The following is an 18,135-nucleotide window of genomic DNA, read 5'->3' on the forward strand; positions in this document are numbered from 1 at the left end:
AGAGACGCCGGCAAGGCGTCGGACGGCCTTTTCATCACACTGTCATTTCAGTCGACAGGCAGTCGATGCCTGAATTCCGGCAAGGAGTTGGCCATGAGCATTTTAAAACACCTGGCGATCTCGCCTCTCGCTTTTGCCATTCGCCATTGCGACGTCAGGGTCATATTGAGCGCCACCGTCCTCAGCCGCATCTTTCTCGTCGCCATCTATCTTGCGTGCGGCGGCCCGGGCCTGTCCGGACCCGATCTCACCAACACCATCGCGCTGCCATGACCTCGGGACCGCTCGAATGGTCCATCGAGATCGCGATCATCGTCGCGATCTGCATCGGGATTGTCGCGGGCGGGCATGGCCGGCTCGTAGTGCCGCATCACCGGGTTCAACGCGCGCAAGCCGATCGGACCGCTTGCGTGCAGCGGCCCTCAAACCTCTTCAGCATCGTCGCGCTGCGGCGAGGCGCTCCGCCCGTTTGATCGATCACCAATATCCGCGATGATAGGCCCGGTACGGCCGGTAGTAGCCGTAGCGCGGACCGTAATATGGACGATAGGCGCGATAGCCGTAGTAGCGGGGACGCGCGTAGTAGCCGCCATAACCGTAACCCGGACCATAAGCATAACCCGATCCGTAGCCGCCGCCATAATAGGCGGGCGCATAACCGTAGCCCGGCCCTGGGTATCCGTAGCCGCCCCCATAGTATGGGCCGCCGCCATATCCATAGCCATAAGGCGCGCTGCTGGCGATGGCGCTGCCGATGATCGCGCCGGCTGCGAGGCCGCCAATACCCCATCCAAAACCTCGGCCGCGCCAGTACACCTGCGTAGCATCATCGCCGACCGCGGCTTTCATGGTCGCGACATTGGTCGGCAGCGGAGCTGCTGCCGCCTGCTCGACCTGGCCGGCCATCACCGCACCCGCCAGCGAACAGGCAATTGTCATTTTCCAGATACTCATCGCCTCACTCCCTGTTTGACGTTCCGCTCGGAAGAGGATCGCGGTCGCATGATCGGGCATCCTTGCGCCAAGTCAAAGGCTCAAAAGTCGCGCCTCCAATTGCGTGCACCGCACAAGATGGGATGCCTCAATTGTCATCAGACCGGAGGCCGCAGACCCGGCAAAGCATTAAGCTTCCCGCGCATTCGCAACCAACAACCACCTTCCCGATTGACTATTCGGGCCGTTACTATCGGTTCCGAAGTGCGCGGCCGGGAGGCTTCTGGCGAGCGCCAGAGTTGTGGGAGGATGACATGAGTGCCGCGAGACCCGAGCCGCTTGCCCGTCAGGCCCTGGCGTTCGTCCTGGCCGGCGGACGCGGCAGCCGGCTCCTGGAGCTGACCGACCGGCGCGCCAAGCCTGCGGTCTATTTCGGCGGAAAATCCCGCATCATCGATTTCGCGCTGTCAAACGCGGTGAACTCGGGCATCCGCCGCATCGCAGTCGCCACCCAGTACAAGGCGCACAGCCTGATCCGGCACCTTCAGATGGGTTGGAACTTCTTCCGTCCCGAGCGCAACGAGAGCTTCGACATTCTCCCGGCCAGCCAGCGCGTCTCCGAGAACATGTGGTATGTCGGCACGGCGGATGCGGTCTACCAGAACATCGATATCATCGAATCCCACGCCTGCCGCTTCATCGTGGTTCTCGCCGGCGACCATGTCTATAAAATGGATTACGAGGTGATGCTGCGCCAGCATGTCGAGAGCGGCGCCGACGTCACCGTCGGCTGCCTCGAAATGCCGCGGGCGGAATCCTCCGGCTTCGGCATCATGCATATCGACGAGAATGGCTGGATCAAGTCGTTCCTGGAAAAGCCGAAAGATCCGCCGCCGATGCCGGGGAAGCCGGACGTCTCGCTCGCCAGCATGGGCATCTACGTGTTCGACGCGAAACTCCTGTTCGAGGAGCTCAAGCGCGACGCCGAGGATCCGAATTCCAACCACGATTTCGGCAAGGACATCATCCCCTACCTCGTCAAGAACGGCCGCGCCATGGCGCACCAGTACTCGACCTCCTGCGTCCGCTCCGGCAGCGACCCCCGCGCCTATTGGCGCGATGTCGGCACGGTCGACGCCTATTGGGCCGCCAATATCGACCTCACCGACGTGGTACCCGAGCTCGATTTGTTCGACAGCGCCTGGCCGATCTGGTCCTATTCGGAGATCACGCCACCGGCAAAGTTCGTCCACGACGAGGAGAGCCGACGCGGCCAGGCCGTGAGTTCGCTGGTCTCGGGTGGTTGCATCATTTCCGGGGCCTCGCTGCGGCGCTCACTGCTGTTCACCGGCGTACGCGTCAACTCCTACGCCAATGTCGAGAACGCCGTGATCATGCCCTACGTCAATGTCGGCCGCGGCGCGCGCTTGAAGAACGTCGTGATCGACCGCGGCGTCGAGATCCCGGAAGGCCTCGTCGTCGGCGAGGATCCCGAGCTGGACGCGAGGCGCTTCCGCACCACCGAACAGGGCATTTCGCTCATCACCCAGTCGATGCTGGACAGGCTCAATACATGACGTCTGTTCGCGTCCTCGCGGTCGCCTCTGAAGTCTATCCCATCGTCAAGACCGGCGGCCTCGCGGATGTCGCGGGCGCGCTGCCGCTCGCGCTGAAAGCTCACGGCGTCGAGATGCGCACGCTGATGCCGGGCTATCCGGACGTGATGCGGATGCTCGGGGGAGCCGACGAGATCCGGCGCTGGCCGAATTATTTCGGCGGCCCCGGACGCCTGCTCGCGGGCTCGCATGACGGGCTCGATCTGTTCGTGCTCGACGTGCCGCATCTCTACGCGCGGCCGGGCAATCCCTACGTCACCGCCGAGGGCGTCGACTGGCCGGACAATGGCGTGCGCTTCGCGGCGCTGTCGCGCATCGCCGCCGATATCGGCCACGGTCTCGTTCCCGCCTTCGTGCCCGACGTCGTGCACGCCCATGACTGGCAGGCCGGGCTCGCGCCGGCCTATCTGCACTATGACAGCCGACCGCGGCCCGGCACCGTGATGACCATCCACAACATGGCCTATCAGGGCAAGTTCGCGCCCGAGCTGATCGGTTCGATTGGCCTGCCCTGGCACGCCCTCGGCATCGACGACCTCGAATATTTCGGCGGCATCAGTTTTTTGAAGGCAGGCCTGCAATTCGCCGATCGCGTCACCACGGTCTCGCCGACCTATGCGCGGGAGATCCAGAGCGACGAGGGCGGCATGGGGTTCGGCGGCTTGCTTCGCTCCCGTGCCAACGTTCTGAGCGGCATTCTCAACGGCATCGACATCGATGTGTGGAATCCGCAGACCGATCCGCACATCGCCTACCGCTTCGGCGCAGAGGATCTCACCTTCCGGGCCGCGAACAAGGCGGTGCTTCAGCAACAGTTCAATCTCGATTCCTCGGACGGGACGCCATTGCTCGGCGTCATCAGCCGCCTGTCGTGGCAGAAGGGGCTCGATCTCCTGCTCGAGGCCATTCCGACCATCCTGAGCGAAGGCATGCAGCTCGCGCTGCTCGGAAGCGGCGACCGCGATCTCCAGGAACGCTATCAGGCCGCCGCACGCGCGAACCCGGGCCGGATCGGGGTCGTGATCGGCTACGACGAGATCATGGCGCATCTGATCCAGGCCGGCTCGGACGCGCTCATCGTTCCGTCACGCTTCGAGCCGTGCGGCCTGACCCAGCTCTGTGCGCTACGCTATGGCGCCGTGCCGATCGTCTCGCGCGTCGGCGGCCTCGAGGATACCATCGTCGACATCGGCGAGGCCGATAAATCGGGCCACGATGCCACCGGCTTCAAGTTCGGCCCCGTGACCGCGGATGCCCTCGCCGGCACGCTGCGCAAGGCCAACACCACCTTCCACGACAAGCTGACCTGGCGCCGTCTGCAACTGGGCGGCCTCGCGACCGACGTGTCATGGCGCAACCGTGCCGGCGACTATGCCGCGCTTTATCGCGGGCTGATGGCCTCCCGCCGCGCCTGAGCCCTGATCGTCCTCGAATCCATGCTATAGAGCCGGCATGGAACCCCTTACGATCAAGCTGATCGGCTTTGCCGCCGCCACCTGCACCACCGTCGCCTACGCGCCGCAGGTCATCAAGGTCTGGAAGACCCGCTCGGCGCGCGACATTTCGCTCGGCATGTTTCTCATCATGGTGCTGGGCCTCGCGCTCTGGCTCGTCTACGGCCTGCTCTCCGGCGACGCGCCCCTGGTCGCGGCCAACGCCATCACCATGCTGCTCGCCGGCGGCATCTTGTTCATGAAGCTGAAATACGGGTGAGGCTAGCGCGATGCTAGGGGGTGGATTAGCGAATCGCAATCCGCCCTACGAGTTCACCCGAACACATACGACGCCATCGCAACGTTAGCGACCTCGTCGACGAAGACGCGCTTGCCCGCGTCGCTGCCGGCGGCGCCGGCGGCCACCATCAGCGGCAGCAGATGATCTTCACGCGGATGCGCGAGACGCGCACTCGGCGCGTTCTCCCAGTCAACCAGCATCGCGTTGCGGCGCGCCGCGTCCGGATTGCTGATCGCCTCGTTCAGATAGGCCTCGAAATCATACGAGACCGGCTTGGACTCCGCCCGGCCAAACCCGCGCATGTTGTGATAGGTGAGCCCGCTGCCGACGATCAGAATGCCCTCATCCCGGAGCGAGGTGATCGCCTGCCCCACCCTGATGTGCTCGGCCGCGTCATAGCTCGATCTCAGCGACAGCAACACGATCGGCATGTCGGCATTCGGATACATCAGGCCGAGCGGCACGAAGGTGCCGTGATCGAAACCCTGATTGGGATCCTCCCGGCAATCGAGGCCGGCGCGCGCAAGCAGCGCCTTCACTTCCGCCGCGAGTTCGGGCTTGCCCGGTGCAGGATATTTGATGTGATAGGTGTGCTCGGGAAAGCCGTGATAGTCGTACACCATCGGCGGATACGCCGAGGTGGTCACGGTGAAGGCCTCGGCCTCCCAATGGCCGGTGATGACGAGCACGGCCTTCGGGCTTGCCGGCAATAGCTGCGGTAGCCGGCCGAACGCCTCGGCAGTCTTCGCATATTGCACCCGCCTGTCCTCCATGAACGGCCAAGGACCGCCGCCATGCGACAGGAAGAGGGTCGGAAATCGCGTCATGGATGCGGGCTCGTCTCGTTGACAGCATGCGCGTGTAACAGCCGCGCGATCGGCGGCGAGCATAGGCAAACCCGTATGGTTAGCAAGACGTTAACGATTTGCCGCCCAAAATCCCGGGCGTGGCCGAAGGAGTCGGCCAGAAGACCAAGGACGTGAGATGAAGAAGTTTGCGCTGGGGGACGTCGTCAACAGTGACAAGGGCCGCCGCGGTGTGGTTCGCGCCGCCTACAGGTCCAGGGAAGGCCAGCAGTTCTACGCCGTCGAGAGGGATGGCGCGATGGATTATCTGGAGGAAGACCGGCTGAGCCCGGCGCCGCGCGTCGAGCTCGCGGCTTAAGTCCAACTCATCTAATGCCCGAGCCGGTCCAGGCGCTCCGACCAGGGGTCGTCTCCGCTCGCGAGGCGATCATTCGTGATCAGCAGCAGGCGATCGCTGCCTGCCGCAGCGTCCCATCGCGGCAGGTCCGCACCGTTCGGATCGCCGCTCTTGGCGAAGTTGATCCAGTAGGCGCGCATGCGGCTTGCGACCTCGCGATCACCTCGTGACAAGATGCCCGCACCCGGCATGCCTTCTGCGCCGAAGATGAACTGCAATTCCCGCCCGTGACCGCCTTCGGGGTTGGCGCGCCGTGCCTCCGGCACGTAGGCGAAGCGATAGCGGAAGGTCGGCGCGCCGCTTGCGGCATGCAGCCGCGCCAGCAGCCGCACCGGCTCCGAGAAAACCTTGTCGGTGTAGAACCTTGCCGCGCGGTCCGAAGGTTTGGCGAGGTCGGGATAGAGCTTGCGCAGTTCGTCGCTGGTGATACCTGACGATGCCAGCTCCTCCCGGATATCGAGCTCGCTGTCGAAACCCGTCTCGTCATCGTTCGAACCGATGATCATCGGAATGCGGCTCTCACGTCCGGCCGCGAAGCCTGCGGCGACCTCCTCGCTCACCAGACGTCCATCGATCGTCGGCGCAAAACTGCGCGGCGATTTTTCGAGCAGATGTTTTTCGGCGGCAAGCAGGCCTCGCGGTTCGGCTACGCGCAAATCAGCCTGTTGACCAAGCGCCGCGACGAATTGCCGGCCCACAATCTCGGCCTCTTGCGCCGAGCGCAGCCGCGCACGGCCAGGGACCGATTGCAGAATGGCTTTCTGAAAGAGCGCGGGCGATTGCGCACACAGCATCAAGAGCGCGATCGAGGTCGCGCCTGCGCCGCTGCCAAACAAGGTGACGTTGTTTGGATCGCCACCGAAGGCCGCGATGTTGTCGTGCACCCAATGCAATGCGGCGATCTGGTCCATCAGGCCGTAATTGCCGGAGCCGCCTTCCGACAGCGCGGGCTCGGTAAGCCAGCCCAGCGCGCCCAGGCGAAAATTCACGGTCACCACGATGAGGCCGGCCTGCGCCAGCCTGCCGCCGTCGAACAGCGGATCGTTCGCGGTGCCGCGGACGAAAGCGCCGCCGTGGATGAATAGCATCACCGGCAGCGGGCCATCGACCCCGAACGGACGGAACACGTTCAGCGTGAGGCAATCCTCGCTCGCGCCCGGCAGCGACGACTGAAGGCATGGCGCGCCGTACTTGTAGGCCGTGCGCATCTCCGAACTCTCGGCCGTTGCCTGCGGCGGACGCCAGCGCAGCGGCCCGATTGGCGCGGCCGCATAGGCCAGCCCCTTGAACGACGCCACCTCGCCTTCGACGGCGCCAAGCATCTGTCCTTCACGCGTCAGCGCGAACGGAAATTGGCCGACCGGCTGGGCCACGGCCGAGCCGTTGCAACAGAGGATGACAGAAGCCGCAAAAAGCGCGAACACGTACCGCATCTTCGGAGCATCTCGATGCGCGGAAGGGTTCGGTCAGGTTATGTCCGTCGTCCATAGTGAGGCAAGCGCCGCGGCCGCGCCTAGCTGCCCTTGGCGATAAGCTCCGCCAGTGCGTGCCGTGCGATGATGCCGAGTTCACCAAGCGTGGAGTGGCCTGACTGCGCCGCCTCGATCAGGCGCTGGGCGATGAACCTGCGGCTGTCGTGATCGCCGCCATGCGGCAGTTGACGGCACGTCTCCTCCAGGACGACGTCCATGTTCGCTCTGGTTCGCTCACTCAACTCTGTCATGACGCCCTGGATATGCGTGGCTTGTAGCCGCAAGCATACACAGACGGATCATCCATGATTAGCCCGGGTAATCACGGCCATTGTGCATCGCGATGCGTGCATTGAAGCAAGGTTCGCGCGGCCATGATGACGCCGCAAACAGCTACCGAAGATTGCACTTGATCTGATGACAAGCCGAGCCTGCGGCGATAGCCTGCCGGCAAAACAAAACATACGGGAGGAAATACCATGCCTGACGCAATGGTTGCTGCACGTGCCTCTGACGCGGGTCGCGGAGCCAGTCAGCAGGTCGATGTTGCCGTGGTGGGGGCCGGGTTTGCCGGCCTCTATCTTCTCCATCGGCTGCGCAAGGCCGGCCTCACGGCGGTCGCCCTCGAAGAAGCCGGCGATGTCGGCGGCACCTGGTACTGGAACCGTTATCCCGGCGCGCGCTGCGATATCCAGACCATCGATTACAGCTATACGTTCGATCCGGAACTCGACAAGGCCTGGACCTGGTCGGAAAAATACGCCGCCCAGCCCGAGATCCTGCGCTATCTCGGCTTCGTCGCCGACCGCTACGATCTCAGGCGCGACATCCGCTTCAAGACCAAGGTGACCGAAGCCAAATGGGACGAAGCGACCGAACGCTGGCAGCTCACCACCGACAATGGCGCACCGGTCTCCTGCCGCCATTACATCATGGCCACCGGGTGCCTTTCCGCGCCAAAGCCGCCCGAGATCGACGGCGTCAAGGATTTTGGCGGGGAGGTCTATTTCACCGGACGCTGGCCTCATGACGGCGTCAATCTCGCCGGCAAGCGCGTCGCCGTGATCGGTACGGGCTCATCGGCCATCCAGTCGATCCCGCTGATCGCCGAGCAGGCCGCGCATCTGACCGTATTCCAGCGCACGCCGAATTTCGCGCTGCCGGCGGGTAACGGTCCGGCGCCGGAAGATCGCAAGACCTTCTTCGAAAGCGACCGCGCCGCATATCGCGATCAAGCACGCTTGTCGATGACGGGCGTGCCGTATCCGCAGCAGACGGTGGTGAGTTGGCAGTTGAGCGATGCCGAGCGTCGCGAGCGCTTCGAACGCGCCTGGGCCGCCGGCGACCTCGTCCACATCCTGACCCAGCTCTGGGCCGACCAGGGCGTGGATGTCGATGGCAATGCGCTGATCGGCGAGCTGATCCGCGAGAAGATCGGCGCTGCCGTGAAGGATCCGGAGACGGCGGCGGCACTGATGCCCCACGATCATCCCTTCGGCGCAAAACGCCCCTGCCTCGACACCAACTACTACGCGACCTACAACCGGCCGAACGTCACGCTGGTCAATCTGCGCCAGGAGCCGATCAAGGCGATCACCGCAAGCGGCATCACGACGGCCAAGCGCAGCGTCGACGTCGATGTCATCGTGTTCGCGACCGGCTTCGACGCCATGACCGGCGCGATCCGCGCCGTGCATCCGATCACCGGACGTGGCGGCAAATCGCTCACCGATGTCTGGGCACAGGGACCGCAGTCCTATCTCGGGCTCACCGTCGAGGGCTTCCCGAACTTCTTCATGATCACCGGCCCCGGCAGCCCGTCGGTGCTGTCGAACATGGCGGTGTCGATCGAGCAGCATGTGGACTGGGTTGTCGACCGGCTCAAGGCATTGCGCGACGCCGGCTTCACCACGATCGAGCCGACCGAGACGGCACAGGCCGGCTGGGGCCGGCACATGGCCGACTGCTCGATGGTGACGCTGCACCGGCTCGCCAACACCTGGTACACGGGCGCCAACGTGCCCGGCAAGGTGCAGGGCCTGATGCCCTATACCGGCGGCGTCGGCCCCTATCGCAGCATCTGCGACGAGGTCACGAGCCGCGGCATGCTCGGCTTCAAGCTGACCGGCCCCAACGTTGCCGCGCAATGCAATGACGGCGAAGTGGTGCGCCTGCAGCCGGATGTGCGGCTGGTGCTGAACCTGTTGGCGTCGCTGAATCTGCCGCAGATCGAGTCGATGGGCGCGATCGGTGCCCGCGCCTTCGTCGACGAGTTCAACAAGGGCCGGCCTGCGGGACGGCCAATCGGCGACATCGTCGACGGCACCCTGCCCGGCACCGACGGCCCGCTGTCGTACCGCGTGTACCGGCCGGCGACGCCGGGGCCGCATCCGGTCGTGATCTATTTCCACGGCGGCGGCTGGGTGCTCGGCGACGAGCAGTCGGACGATCCGTTCTGCCGCGACATGGTGCGGCGAACCGGCATGATGCTCGTCAGCGTCGGCTATCGTCATGCGCCCGAGCATCGTTTCCCGGCCGCAGCCGAAGACGGCTATGCAGCGACGCGCTGGATCGCCGAGCACGCCGCCGAGCTCGGCGGCAAGCCGGGCCCGGTGCTGGTCGCAGGCTGGAGCGCCGGCGGCAACATCGCCGCCGTCACTTGTCAGCTCGCACGCGATCGCGGCGGCCCGGAGATTGCCAGGCCAGCTCCTGATCTGCCCGGTCACCGACTGCACATTCGATCGTCCCTCCTATAACGACAATGCGACCGGCTATTTCCTGACCCGCTCGCTGATGTACTGGTTCTGGGATCTCTACTGTTCGCCAGCCGACCGCACCGATCCGCGCGTCTCGCCGCTCCGCGGCAAGGTTGCGGGCCTGCCGCCGGCCTTCGTCGTCACCTGCGAATTCGATCCCCTGCGCGACGAGGGCATCGCCTACGCCGAGGCAATGGCGGCCGCCGGCGTCCCGGTCGAGCAACTTAGGGCGCGCGGTCATTTCCACTCGTCCTTCGCCATGGTGGACGTGGTGATCACCGGGGTCTCCGGCCGGGTGCAGATGGCCGAGGCGTTGCGGCGCTTCGCCGGGCTTCCGCCAAAGGTCGGTCGCGGCGACGAGATCAGCCACGGTCACGCCAGCCCGGAGCCCAGAATTGCGGCGGCCGCGAGCTGACAAAGACAAAGCGGCCGGGAACTTTTTCCCGGCCGCTGCGTTTTGTGGGGCGGCACCCGTGTAATGGAGTGCGTGTTGCGTGAGGTGGGGCGATGGGCGACGTGGTTGCGGATTCAAAGGTTGATTTCGGCGCGGCTGCGGCCCTGTATAAATGGCCTTCGCTTGCGAACCAGCGCCGGCCGGACCGAGATTCCTATCAGGTGAGCCAAGGCACTCTGGACGAATGCATCTCGGCTTTCATGGAGAAGCCGGCGGCGACCAGGCATCTCTATGAGATTCACACGGCGGCGCAGCCGTCGCTGGTCACGGATATCCTCTCGCCCGAGCACGTCACCGAGCTATCGCGGCTCAGGGAATATCTCTGATTGCCTGCAGGCGCCGAAGCTGCACGCACACGACAAGCTTCTCACAAAGCAGGAACCTTCTTCCGGTTTTTCCCGTTAGTGGTGATCGGAAGCGAAGGTGTGAGTGCTTCAGATGGTTGAAGCCGGCGTGCCAGCCCAGGTCGTGCCCTATGGCGCAGATCAGACCTTGTTCGTGGTGATCGATCGCCTCGACAAGGCGACTGAAATCCGCATCGAGCGAAGCGATCTCGACGCCACCATCGGCGAGCTCGTCGCCGGCTGCTTCAACGATCCCATCCAGGTCATCTCGTTCAACACGCTCGAGCACTGGATGAAAGACATCTCGACCGACGTCGCCGGTGAGATTCGGGCGCGCTGCGACATCGATGGCGTGAGGCTGCCCGACTATCTCAGTGACTTCGTCGAAAGCTATAGCTGAGCGCGCGTTACTTCGATTGCTCAGACGGGGAAGCGAGGCGTATGCGTTCAGCGCATGGATGATAAGAATCAGGCGCGCCGGTACTTGCCGGCGATGACCTCAATCTCGCGGCGGCGTTCGCCCGCGAAGCTCAGCAGCTTTTCGATCGTCACTGTATCCGTGATCCGTTTGGCGAGCCGCTCGGCGCGTGTGGCCTGATCTTCGAGATACTGGATCGTGTTCAAACGCCGCCCCCCAAGAGCCCCGATTTGGAGTCCGGAATTGTTTGGATGTCGATCGTGCGTCGGAGGCGGCTAACAGCCGGTTAAGCACAGCGTCGGAAATCGATGAGAATCGCGCTTTATTGCACGACGTCGAGCCGGACATTGGTGACGCCCTTGTCGACCATGCCGAGCGCCTCAGCCGCAGAGGGAGAGATGTCGACCACGCGTCCGCGAACATAAGGCCCGCGATCGTTGATCCTGACGGTCACGAAGCGACCAGAGGAGACATCGGTGACGCGCAGCTTCGTGCCGAACGGCAGGGAGGGATGGGCCGCGGTCAATTCGTTCTTGTCGAACCTCTCCCCGCTCGCGGTCTCTGTATCCGAATAGAAGCTGGCAACGCCATGCGAGGCGGTTTGCTTTGCGTCTCCGTCGGGGACGCGCACCCGGCTGATCGGCCGTGGATGCAGTGCCGCCACCCTGTGCGGGCGCTCGACCGTGGCCTGCCGGCTGGTGCCCGCCAGATCGGCCTTCTGGCGGCCGAACCGGCGATTGCGCACACGCCGCAAGCGACGCCGCACCGGCGATGGCGAGCAGCAACCGGCACGAGGTTGCCAGCGAAATCCGGGTATTTTCGGCACGTGCAAAGCGAGACATGATGCGCCCTCCGAACGGCCCGAGTTTCGGCGGGCAATGAGGGCAGAACCTTGTCGGAACAAAAGCGGGTCGGAGGCCGCAGCCGTTTCGTGTTTAGCTGTGACGATTCCACCACACTGGCTTGTCCTGAATCGAGACAGGCTCGTGGGATAAGTCCGATACAACGTGCCAGACGATGCGCGTTGCCGGCTGAACCTCGGCAGGCTTGGTGTCACCCTTCAGGAGCCGCGCGAGCTCGCGCCGATAGAGCCACTGCCAGCCTGTCTTGAGGCTGGCGAGAAAGTCGAGCTCCCGCGGTGTCAGTGTGCACATCTCGAACCCGATCCGGCTGCAAAGCCGCGCTATCAGCCGACGAGGCCGCCCATCGGTCTGACATCGGCGCTGCCGGGGAAGACCGCATCGGCCAGCACCTTTTCCTCGACGCGCAGATGATCCCTCAGCAGGCCCTTCAACACCGCGCGCAAATCCGTGGTCGGCTTGAGATCGCGATCCTCGAAGAGTTGCGCCGGCTTCAGGCCAGGCCAGTCCGCGATCACGCGGCCGCCGGCAAGCGCACCGCCGATCAGGAAAGCGACCGTGCCGGTGCCGTGATCCGTACCCTGCGTCCCGTTGATGCGCGCGGTGCGCCCGAACTCGGTGACGACGGCGACCACCGTCTCTCGCCAGGCCTCGCCCATGTTGCTCTCGATCGCAGCGAATGCGCCGTCGAGCGCGCCGAGCAGATTGTAGAGCTGGCCCGCGGCCGCGCCTTCGGCGATGTGCGTGTCCCAGCCGACGAAGCCCATGGCGCCGACACGCGGACCATCGGGCTTTGCGAGATAGCGCGCGGCGGTGCCGGCGGCTTCGGCAAAATAGGCGCGCACGCGCGCGATGCCGGGCGCCAGCGTCGGATCGTCGGACATCGGATCGCCCGTGCCCGGTGCGCCGCCGAGCGAGGCGAGCTTCATGCGGGCCTGGAGCACGGTCGCAAGCTTCGGATCGGTGTGCCGGTAGAGATCGAGCAGGCGGTTCTGCGTGTCCTCGCTCGCCGGCAGCAATTTCTGCGGCACCCATGTCATGACAGGCGCCGAGCCGCGCACCACCAGCGGCGTCACCGAGCCAATGCCGAGTGCGCGGCTGCCGCGCGGGTCGACACGCCCGCCCGATTCCAGCGCGAGCAGCGCGCGGTTGAGCCATCCCGAGTTGGTCATGCCGGGCTTGACGAGCCCGCTTTCCAGCACGTCCTGGCCGTCGAAATGCGAGCGCTCGCGATAGGGCGTCGCGGTGGCGTGGACGATCGCAGCCTTGCCGGTCTTGTAGAGCCGATGCAGGTTCGGCATCGCCGGATTGAGCGCGAAGAAGGCATCGAGCGGCAGCGCCGGCGTCTTGCCGTCCAGCACCAGCGCGCGATCGCCGCGCAAGGAGATCCAGTCGGAATCGCCGACCGGCGCGACCGCACCGAGACCATCGAGCGCACCGCGCAGCACGATGACCAGCAGGCGCGGATCGCGCCCTTCGGCGCGCGCAATCCGCGGCATTTGGCTCCATGCGAACAGCGCACCGGAACCGACGAGAAGCTCGCGCCGCGTGGGCAAATGATTGACGAAGCCCATACTCACCTCCTCAGAAAATCCGCCGACATGAACAGCAGCGCCAGCGCCTGCTGCCGACTCTCGGCACGCCCGACCGCCTGCTTCACCTCGGGCGCGATCTCGGACGCGAAGACATCCTTGATGATGGCTTGCGGATCCGCAGTGGCCGCCACGCGCTCGGCAAAATTATTGGCGATGTCGAGCCTTCGGCCAACGCCGTCGATCCAGCTTGCCTCGTCATCCGGATAGCCCTTGGGCGCCGACGGGCGCCACAGCCCCTCGCCGAGCAGGTCTTGGCCGCCGGTGAAGCGCGTGGGATCGACTTCCCTGATGCCGGTTGCGCGCACCATGCCGACGACCCATTCGCCGGGACGCTTGAGTTTTGACGGCGGCCCGCGCCACGCTTCGTCTGACGAGACCAGCGCGATCGCGACCTGCTTGAGATCGCCCTCGGTGTCGCGAAAGGTTTTTGCCATCTGCGCGACGAGCGCCGGCGGCGGTTCGTCTGCCACGAAATGGCGCGCGAGTTTTGTCGCGACGTGGGTCGCGGTTGCCGGATGCGCGGCGAGGTCGCGCAGCACGGCGCGGCCCTGCTCGGCATCCTCCTGCTCGTAGCGCTTGCCGAGCACGGTCTGTCCGCCGGGCTCGTGCAGCCGCGGATTGAAGATGAACTCGCCACCGTGCTCGGGATTGTCTCCGGGCGGAACAAGCGTCCATCCCGTCAGCACATTGGCGAAGCCGATGACGTCGTTCTGGCTGTAGCCGGTACGCACGCCGAGCGTATGCAGCTCCATGATTTCGCGCGCGATGTTCTCGTTCAGGCCACGGCTGCGGTTGATGCCGGCAATCGAGTTCGCGCCCATCGAGCCGAGATTGTCGAGATAGAACAGCATCGCCGGATGGCCCTCGACGGCCTGAAGCAGATCGACGAAGTGACCGAGCGCATTGGCGCGAACGGCCTCGCGCTCGTAAGCACCCGACATGCTCTGGATCTTGTAGGCCGAGACGCAGAAATGATTGGACCAGAACCACACCAGCCTCTCGGCGAAGCCGATGTCGGCGCCGAGCGCGGCTTCGGTCCGCAGCTTGGCTTCCTGCAAATACATGGGACGTCCGGGATCGGGAACGGCTTCGGCCGCCTGCTTGGCTGCCATCTCAGCCCCGTCCTTCTCCTGACCCTGCGCTGGCCCTTGCGTCTGCGTTTGCTCTTCCGACATGACCGGCGCCGACGCCGTCTGCTGCTTCTTCGCCTGCTGCTGGGCCTGCTTGGCGCGGGCCGTTCGCCGCGCATTGGCGTCGGCCACGGTGCGATAGGCTTTCGCACTGGAGGGCAGGCTGGCGGCTGCGGTGAGCACAAGCGGGCGATCGAGTTCGGCGATCAGCGCGCCGCGCGGGTCACTGCCGAGAGCGGCGATTGATCCCGGCCGCGGCCCCATCCCGAAGCGATGAAGCGCCAGCACAGCTTCGGCCCTTGCAGAATTGCTCATGGCGAATGCCCACTTCTTCGAGCCTGCCCGACAACGCGCCGCTACGAATTGTAATGCTACATAACGTAGCATTCGATGCATAAGCTCGCAAGCGGAGATTGAGACGTCGCCTCAAGACGTCGGAGGCCTCCGGTCCGGCAGACCGGCAGCGGTCCTAGAAATTCGGCCCAAGCGCGATCTTGGTGATCGTGCCGTTCCTGACACCGATCCGCCATTCCGCCGAGCCGTTGGCGAACTGGGCGATGTAGATGTCGCTGTCGAGCGCGGTGACGCCGCGGAACGAGACCGCACGCAGCGCGCCAAGCTTCGCCAGGATCGCCTGGTCGAACGGAAGCTGCTGGCGCGTGACGTCGGCGACTTCCGACGTCATGTGCTCGTAGTCCGGCTGTCCCTTGCCGACGCCCTGGATGTAGCGGCGCAGCATCTCCTCGCCATTGGCGATCGGAACGGCACGGCGCGCGGCGCGTCCCGGCTTTGCGCCGATGTTCGAAGCCTCGACATTGTGGAAGCGCGTCTGCCGGCCCGGCATCAGGACCTCGAGGCACCGCCCCGACTTGTCGGCGATCACCCAGGGATTGTTCACGGTGGTCGTGGCAGCCCAGCTCATGTTGGGCCTGACCACGCTTTGCGTCTTGCGATTGCCGTCGGCACCGAGATTGAAGACCTGGATGTCGTCGCCCATCTCGTTGTAGACCAGAATTCTGATCGGCGAGGTGCCGGCACGACCGCGCACATTCGCCTCCTCCGAGCAAGGCACGATGCCGCCGAGTTCGTCATTGCCGTCGGCCCGGAAGATGACATCGCCGGCCTTGCCATCGGGTTCGAGCAAACAGGCGGAATTCGGCCGTGCCGTTCTCGAACTTCGCGCCATAGATGTCGTAGCCGCCGGGCCCGACGCCGCGGAAGAAAATCGACTCCAGCCCGCCGAGCGCGACCAACGTCGCGTGCATTTCACTGAGCTGCCGGTGGACCTTGGCCGCTAGCGGCGCGCTCATGCGATCGTAGTTCGGTGTGCCGCCGCGCAGATCTTCGATCCCACGCAAGATCATTTCCTTGCCGCCGGTGGCTGGAACCTGCTCCCTGAATCGGTCAGGCACTTCGGCGAGGCGGCGAGCGAAGTCCGCTTCGACGGCCTGAGCCACCCCCGCATCGACGCGGGCTGCCAGGCGGGCGCCGAAAACCGCACTCTGCACCAGCACGCGCGAGACCTTTGACTGCTCGTCGCGCAGGAAGATCAGGAGATGGTCGCCGCGGAAGGAGAACGCATCGGTGCCCTCGGCAAGGACTTGCGTCGTGCCCTGCCCGGTTTCGTTCAGCCAGAGACGATCCCCGTCGCGGCGCACGGTGAGCACGCGGTTCGGCGCGACCCTGTACCAGCCGACATATTGATCGAGCGATGCGGGATCGGCCGCCGCCGTCGGCATCTCGGCGACGCGAACCGCGCGTATGTCGCGGCCGTTCATGCGCAGCATCAGTTCGGCCGAACGACGCTCGGCATCGAGCGGGAACGTGATCTCGCCGGACGAGGCCGCGTAGGACGCGGTACCGTCGCTCCCGACCGTCAGGCGCAATTTGCGCCGCCCGGTGAGCTGGCCGTAAAGCTCGTCACCTTCGCGGAAGATCGCGAACACCGAAGCTGGGGCCATGGCATAGAAATTGACGAAGGGTCGGTAATGCTGGGCCGGCACCTCGCCGGCATCCGCGGCGAGGGGCGCCGAGTCCGGCGTGCGATAGGCGATCATGCCGGCGGATACGATCACGGCCGGTCCGATCGCGGCCGCAATCCAAAGCCGCTTGCGCCAGCCGACTGGGACGGGCATCGCGGCGGCCGCGATAATGCGCTCGACGCGGGCACGCACGGTCGAGGCCCGCGCCATCGCAAGCTCGGCCGGTCGCGGTCTTACGGTGCTTGCAAAATCAAGCAGGATTTCCGCATAGGACAGCCGGTCGTCGATCACCTCGATCGCCTCGGCGTCGCTGATGATCTCGGCGAGTTCGGCGAGGTGCGCGAGCTGCCACCACGAGAACGGGCTGAACCAGAACACCGCTCGGTTGAGGGAAGCGAGCAAGAGAACGTAGAAATCGCGGTTGGCGACGTGCGCGCTCTCATGCGCGAGCACCGCGAGCCGCTTCTTCGCGTCCCAGCCGAAAAATTGCGGCGGCACCAGAATGGTCGAGCCGAAGGTCACGGGACCACCGACGTCGCAGCTGACGCGCACATCAGCGTCGATCATCTGCGGGCCCTTCATCGGCTTCGCCACGCGCGCCAGACGCCAGGTCAGGCAAAGGCCGATAGCGAGCCGCAGCAGCAACAGGCCGGCGACGCCGGCATAGACAATAGTGGCGACCAGCCACCAGTCGATCGAGAACCCGGTCTTGGCCGGTGGAACAATCGCCGGACCGGGCGCGACCGGGAGTGTCGGCTGCGGCATCTCCAGCGTCGACATGTCGGCCGGCAGAAAATCATCCGGCATGGATACCGGCAAGGGCAGCCGGGTAATCGTGAGCGTCGGCCAATGCATCACGAAGGGCATCGCAAGCGACGCCAGCAGCACGACGACCCAAGCCGTCATGTGGACGTGCGGATTGCGCACCCGAAAAAGATTGAGGCCGAACCAGACGACGCCTCCCAGCATAAGGGAGCGCAGCGCCGCCTCCGCCAGAGTTGCGATCATTCTTTCTTCACTCCCCTCGCCTTCTTCGCCTTGGCCACCTGATCGGCCAGCGTGCGCAATTGCTGCTGGTCGAGCATCGCGTTGTCGACCATGCCGACGAGAACCTCCTCGATCGAGCCGTTGCAGAACCAATCGACGATGCGCTGCACCGCCTTGGCTGCAACCCGCGAGCGTTCTTCAGCCGCGTGGTAGACATAGGTCCGTCCGTCCACGGTGTGCCGAGCATAGCCTTTTTCTTCCAGCCGGCGCAGCACCGTGCGGACCGTGGATTCCTTCAGACGCCGCGATAGCCGCTCGCGCACGATTTCGGCCGTAACAGGACCATGGGCCCAAACCAGTTGCATGACCTCGTGCTCGAGGTCGCCCAGATCGGGCAAACGATCGTCCATGGGCATCTGACCTTGCTTCGAATTTTCTTGTAGCGCTACAGATCGTCGCATATACGGCCGCGCCGCGCAACGGCGTTTCCACCTGAAATGGTGTCGCGTGCTGACCTAACGAGGCGCGTTGCGACCCGCGGGGGCGGTGCGCTCCCTCTCCCGCTTGCGGGAGAGGGTTGGGGTGAGGGTGTCTCCGCAGTGGGACTTCCCAAGAGGATAGAGCCCTCACCCGGCGCAAGCGCGCCGACCT

17 protein-coding genes and 3 pseudogenes are annotated in these 18,135 nt (G+C 64.9%); 9 read left to right on the plus strand and 11 right to left on the minus strand.

What is annotated here, in order from left to right:
* Positions 1 to 93: 93 nt before the first annotated feature.
* The gene (locus tag ACVWYI_RS30705; RefSeq protein WP_456648932.1) at positions 94 to 273 is read left to right on the plus strand and encodes a hypothetical protein; all 180 of its coding nucleotides are present in this window, start codon (positions 94 to 96) and stop codon (positions 271 to 273) included.
* A complete protein-coding gene (locus ACVWYI_RS30710; protein ID WP_456664032.1) occupies positions 270 to 473 on the plus strand; it encodes a hypothetical protein in 204 nt (67 codons plus the stop codon). The genes ACVWYI_RS30705 and ACVWYI_RS30710 overlap by 4 nt, the downstream gene beginning before the upstream one ends.
* A gap of 4 nt (positions 474 to 477) precedes the next feature.
* On the opposite strand, the gene ACVWYI_RS30715 is transcribed toward ACVWYI_RS30710, so the two are convergent.
* Entirely contained in the window at positions 478 to 954 is a 477-nt protein-coding gene (locus tag ACVWYI_RS30715; protein ID WP_456648931.1) for a hypothetical protein, read from the minus strand.
* Positions 955 to 1,247: 293 nt separating this feature from the next.
* Here ACVWYI_RS30715 and glgC point away from each other — a divergent pair, with 293 nt between their 5' ends.
* From glgC to ACVWYI_RS30730, 3 genes are read left to right on the plus strand one after another with little or no spacing between them, the layout of a single operon-like run.
* Entirely contained in the window at positions 1,248 to 2,510 is a 1,263-nt protein-coding gene (glgC, locus tag ACVWYI_RS30720; RefSeq protein WP_247442313.1) for a glucose-1-phosphate adenylyltransferase, read from the plus strand.
* Positions 2,507 to 3,964: a glycogen synthase GlgA gene (gene glgA / locus ACVWYI_RS30725; RefSeq protein ID WP_456664033.1), complete on the plus strand. Its 1,458-nt coding sequence runs from the start codon at positions 2,507 to 2,509 to the stop codon at positions 3,962 to 3,964. Before glgC ends, glgA begins: the two co-directional genes overlap by 4 nt.
* Positions 3,965 to 4,001: 37 nt before the next feature.
* Positions 4,002 to 4,262 (plus strand): SemiSWEET transporter, encoded by a 261-nt coding sequence (locus tag ACVWYI_RS30730; RefSeq protein ID WP_247341438.1) that lies wholly within the window; start codon positions 4,002 to 4,004, stop codon positions 4,260 to 4,262.
* Positions 4,263 to 4,315: 53 nt separating this feature from the next.
* Here the strand turns inward: ACVWYI_RS30730 and ACVWYI_RS30735 are convergent, their stop codons facing one another.
* The gene (locus tag ACVWYI_RS30735; RefSeq protein WP_456664034.1) at positions 4,316 to 5,110 is read right to left on the minus strand and encodes a DODA-type extradiol aromatic ring-opening family dioxygenase; all 795 of its coding nucleotides are present in this window, start codon (positions 5,108 to 5,110) and stop codon (positions 4,316 to 4,318) included.
* A 157-nt stretch (positions 5,111 to 5,267) separates the two neighbouring features.
* Between ACVWYI_RS30735 and ACVWYI_RS30740 the strand changes: the two genes are divergently transcribed.
* Positions 5,268 to 5,447, plus strand: a complete 180-nt coding sequence (locus ACVWYI_RS30740; RefSeq protein ID WP_247329577.1) for a hypothetical protein — start codon at positions 5,268 to 5,270, stop codon at positions 5,445 to 5,447.
* Positions 5,448 to 5,458: 11 nt separating this feature from the next.
* Here the strand turns inward: ACVWYI_RS30740 and ACVWYI_RS30745 are convergent, their stop codons facing one another.
* Complete coding sequence (locus ACVWYI_RS30745) at positions 5,459 to 6,919, minus strand: carboxylesterase/lipase family protein (RefSeq protein WP_456664035.1); 1,461 nt, start codon at positions 6,917 to 6,919, stop codon at positions 5,459 to 5,461.
* Between the two features lie 80 nt (positions 6,920 to 6,999).
* A complete protein-coding gene (locus tag ACVWYI_RS30750; protein ID WP_247341430.1) occupies positions 7,000 to 7,176 on the minus strand; it encodes a hypothetical protein in 177 nt (58 codons plus the stop codon).
* A gap of 261 nt (positions 7,177 to 7,437) precedes the next feature.
* Between ACVWYI_RS30750 and ACVWYI_RS30755 the strand changes: the two are divergent.
* From ACVWYI_RS30755 to ACVWYI_RS30765, 3 genes and pseudogenes are all read left to right on the plus strand, one after another.
* Positions 7,438 to 10,129, plus strand: a pseudogene (locus tag ACVWYI_RS30755) (flavin-containing monooxygenase).
* 92 nt (positions 10,130 to 10,221) lie between these two features.
* A complete protein-coding gene (locus ACVWYI_RS30760) occupies positions 10,222 to 10,494 on the plus strand; it encodes a hypothetical protein (protein WP_456664036.1) in 273 nt (90 codons plus the stop codon).
* Between the two features lie 112 nt (positions 10,495 to 10,606).
* On the plus strand, positions 10,607 to 10,912 hold the full coding sequence (locus ACVWYI_RS30765) for a hypothetical protein (RefSeq protein WP_456664593.1): 306 nt from the start codon (positions 10,607 to 10,609) through the stop codon (positions 10,910 to 10,912).
* 68 nt (positions 10,913 to 10,980) lie between these two features.
* On the opposite strand, the gene ACVWYI_RS30770 is transcribed toward ACVWYI_RS30765, so the two are convergent.
* From ACVWYI_RS30770 to ACVWYI_RS30800, 7 genes and pseudogenes are all read right to left on the minus strand, one after another.
* The gene (locus tag ACVWYI_RS30770; RefSeq protein ID WP_247341420.1) at positions 10,981 to 11,136 is read right to left on the minus strand and encodes a hypothetical protein; all 156 of its coding nucleotides are present in this window, start codon (positions 11,134 to 11,136) and stop codon (positions 10,981 to 10,983) included.
* A gap of 116 nt (positions 11,137 to 11,252) precedes the next feature.
* Positions 11,253 to 11,772 (minus strand): annotated as a pseudogene (locus ACVWYI_RS30775) (septal ring lytic transglycosylase RlpA family protein).
* A 93-nt stretch (positions 11,773 to 11,865) separates the two neighbouring features.
* Positions 11,866 to 12,084 (minus strand): hypothetical protein, encoded by a 219-nt coding sequence (locus ACVWYI_RS30780; protein ID WP_456648926.1) that lies wholly within the window; start codon positions 12,082 to 12,084, stop codon positions 11,866 to 11,868.
* Positions 12,085 to 12,116: 32 nt separating this feature from the next.
* A complete protein-coding gene (locus ACVWYI_RS30785) occupies positions 12,117 to 13,364 on the minus strand; it encodes a DUF1501 domain-containing protein (RefSeq protein WP_247341413.1) in 1,248 nt (415 codons plus the stop codon).
* 2 nt (positions 13,365 to 13,366) lie between these two features.
* A complete protein-coding gene (locus tag ACVWYI_RS30790) occupies positions 13,367 to 14,830 on the minus strand; it encodes a DUF1800 domain-containing protein (RefSeq protein ID WP_247341411.1) in 1,464 nt (487 codons plus the stop codon).
* A 154-nt stretch (positions 14,831 to 14,984) separates the two neighbouring features.
* A pseudogene (locus ACVWYI_RS30795) lies at positions 14,985 to 17,505 on the minus strand (M56 family metallopeptidase).
* Entirely contained in the window at positions 17,502 to 17,894 is a 393-nt protein-coding gene (locus tag ACVWYI_RS30800) for a BlaI/MecI/CopY family transcriptional regulator (protein WP_247341405.1), read from the minus strand. Before ACVWYI_RS30800 ends, ACVWYI_RS30795 begins: the two are co-directional and overlap by 4 nt.
* Between the last annotated feature and the right edge of the window lie 241 nt (positions 17,895 to 18,135).

The sequence above is a fragment of the Bradyrhizobium sp. LB13.1 genome, assembly GCF_054056815.1.

What these genes read in the sequence shown, in the direction of transcription:
- ACVWYI_RS30705 (WP_456648932.1), top strand. Translation starts at nt 94, where the DNA reads ATGAGCATTTTAAAACACCTGGCGATCTCGCCTCTCGCTTTTGCCATT.
- ACVWYI_RS30710 (WP_456664032.1), top strand. Translation starts at nt 270, where the DNA reads ATGACCTCGGGACCGCTCGAATGGTCCATCGAGATCGCGATCATCGTC.
- ACVWYI_RS30715 (WP_456648931.1), bottom strand. Translation starts at nt 954, where the DNA reads ATGAGTATCTGGAAAATGACAATTGCCTGTTCGCTGGCGGGTGCGGTG.
- glgC (WP_247442313.1), top strand. Translation starts at nt 1,248, where the DNA reads ATGAGTGCCGCGAGACCCGAGCCGCTTGCCCGTCAGGCCCTGGCGTTC.
- glgA (WP_456664033.1), top strand. Translation starts at nt 2,507, where the DNA reads ATGACGTCTGTTCGCGTCCTCGCGGTCGCCTCTGAAGTCTATCCCATC.
- ACVWYI_RS30730 (WP_247341438.1), top strand. Translation starts at nt 4,002, where the DNA reads ATGGAACCCCTTACGATCAAGCTGATCGGCTTTGCCGCCGCCACCTGC.
- ACVWYI_RS30735 (WP_456664034.1), bottom strand. Translation starts at nt 5,110, where the DNA reads ATGACGCGATTTCCGACCCTCTTCCTGTCGCATGGCGGCGGTCCTTGG.
- ACVWYI_RS30740 (WP_247329577.1), top strand. Translation starts at nt 5,268, where the DNA reads ATGAAGAAGTTTGCGCTGGGGGACGTCGTCAACAGTGACAAGGGCCGC.
- ACVWYI_RS30745 (WP_456664035.1), bottom strand. Translation starts at nt 6,919, where the DNA reads ATGCGGTACGTGTTCGCGCTTTTTGCGGCTTCTGTCATCCTCTGTTGC.
- ACVWYI_RS30750 (WP_247341430.1), bottom strand. Translation starts at nt 7,176, where the DNA reads ATGGACGTCGTCCTGGAGGAGACGTGCCGTCAACTGCCGCATGGCGGC.
- ACVWYI_RS30760 (WP_456664036.1), top strand. Translation starts at nt 10,222, where the DNA reads ATGGGCGACGTGGTTGCGGATTCAAAGGTTGATTTCGGCGCGGCTGCG.
- ACVWYI_RS30765 (WP_456664593.1), top strand. Translation starts at nt 10,607, where the DNA reads ATGGTTGAAGCCGGCGTGCCAGCCCAGGTCGTGCCCTATGGCGCAGAT.
- ACVWYI_RS30780 (WP_456648926.1), bottom strand. Translation starts at nt 12,084, where the DNA reads ATGTGCACACTGACACCGCGGGAGCTCGACTTTCTCGCCAGCCTCAAG.
- ACVWYI_RS30785 (WP_247341413.1), bottom strand. Translation starts at nt 13,364, where the DNA reads ATGGGCTTCGTCAATCATTTGCCCACGCGGCGCGAGCTTCTCGTCGGT.
- ACVWYI_RS30790 (WP_247341411.1), bottom strand. Translation starts at nt 14,830, where the DNA reads ATGAGCAATTCTGCAAGGGCCGAAGCTGTGCTGGCGCTTCATCGCTTC.
- ACVWYI_RS30800 (WP_247341405.1), bottom strand. Translation starts at nt 17,894, where the DNA reads ATGGACGATCGTTTGCCCGATCTGGGCGACCTCGAGCACGAGGTCATG.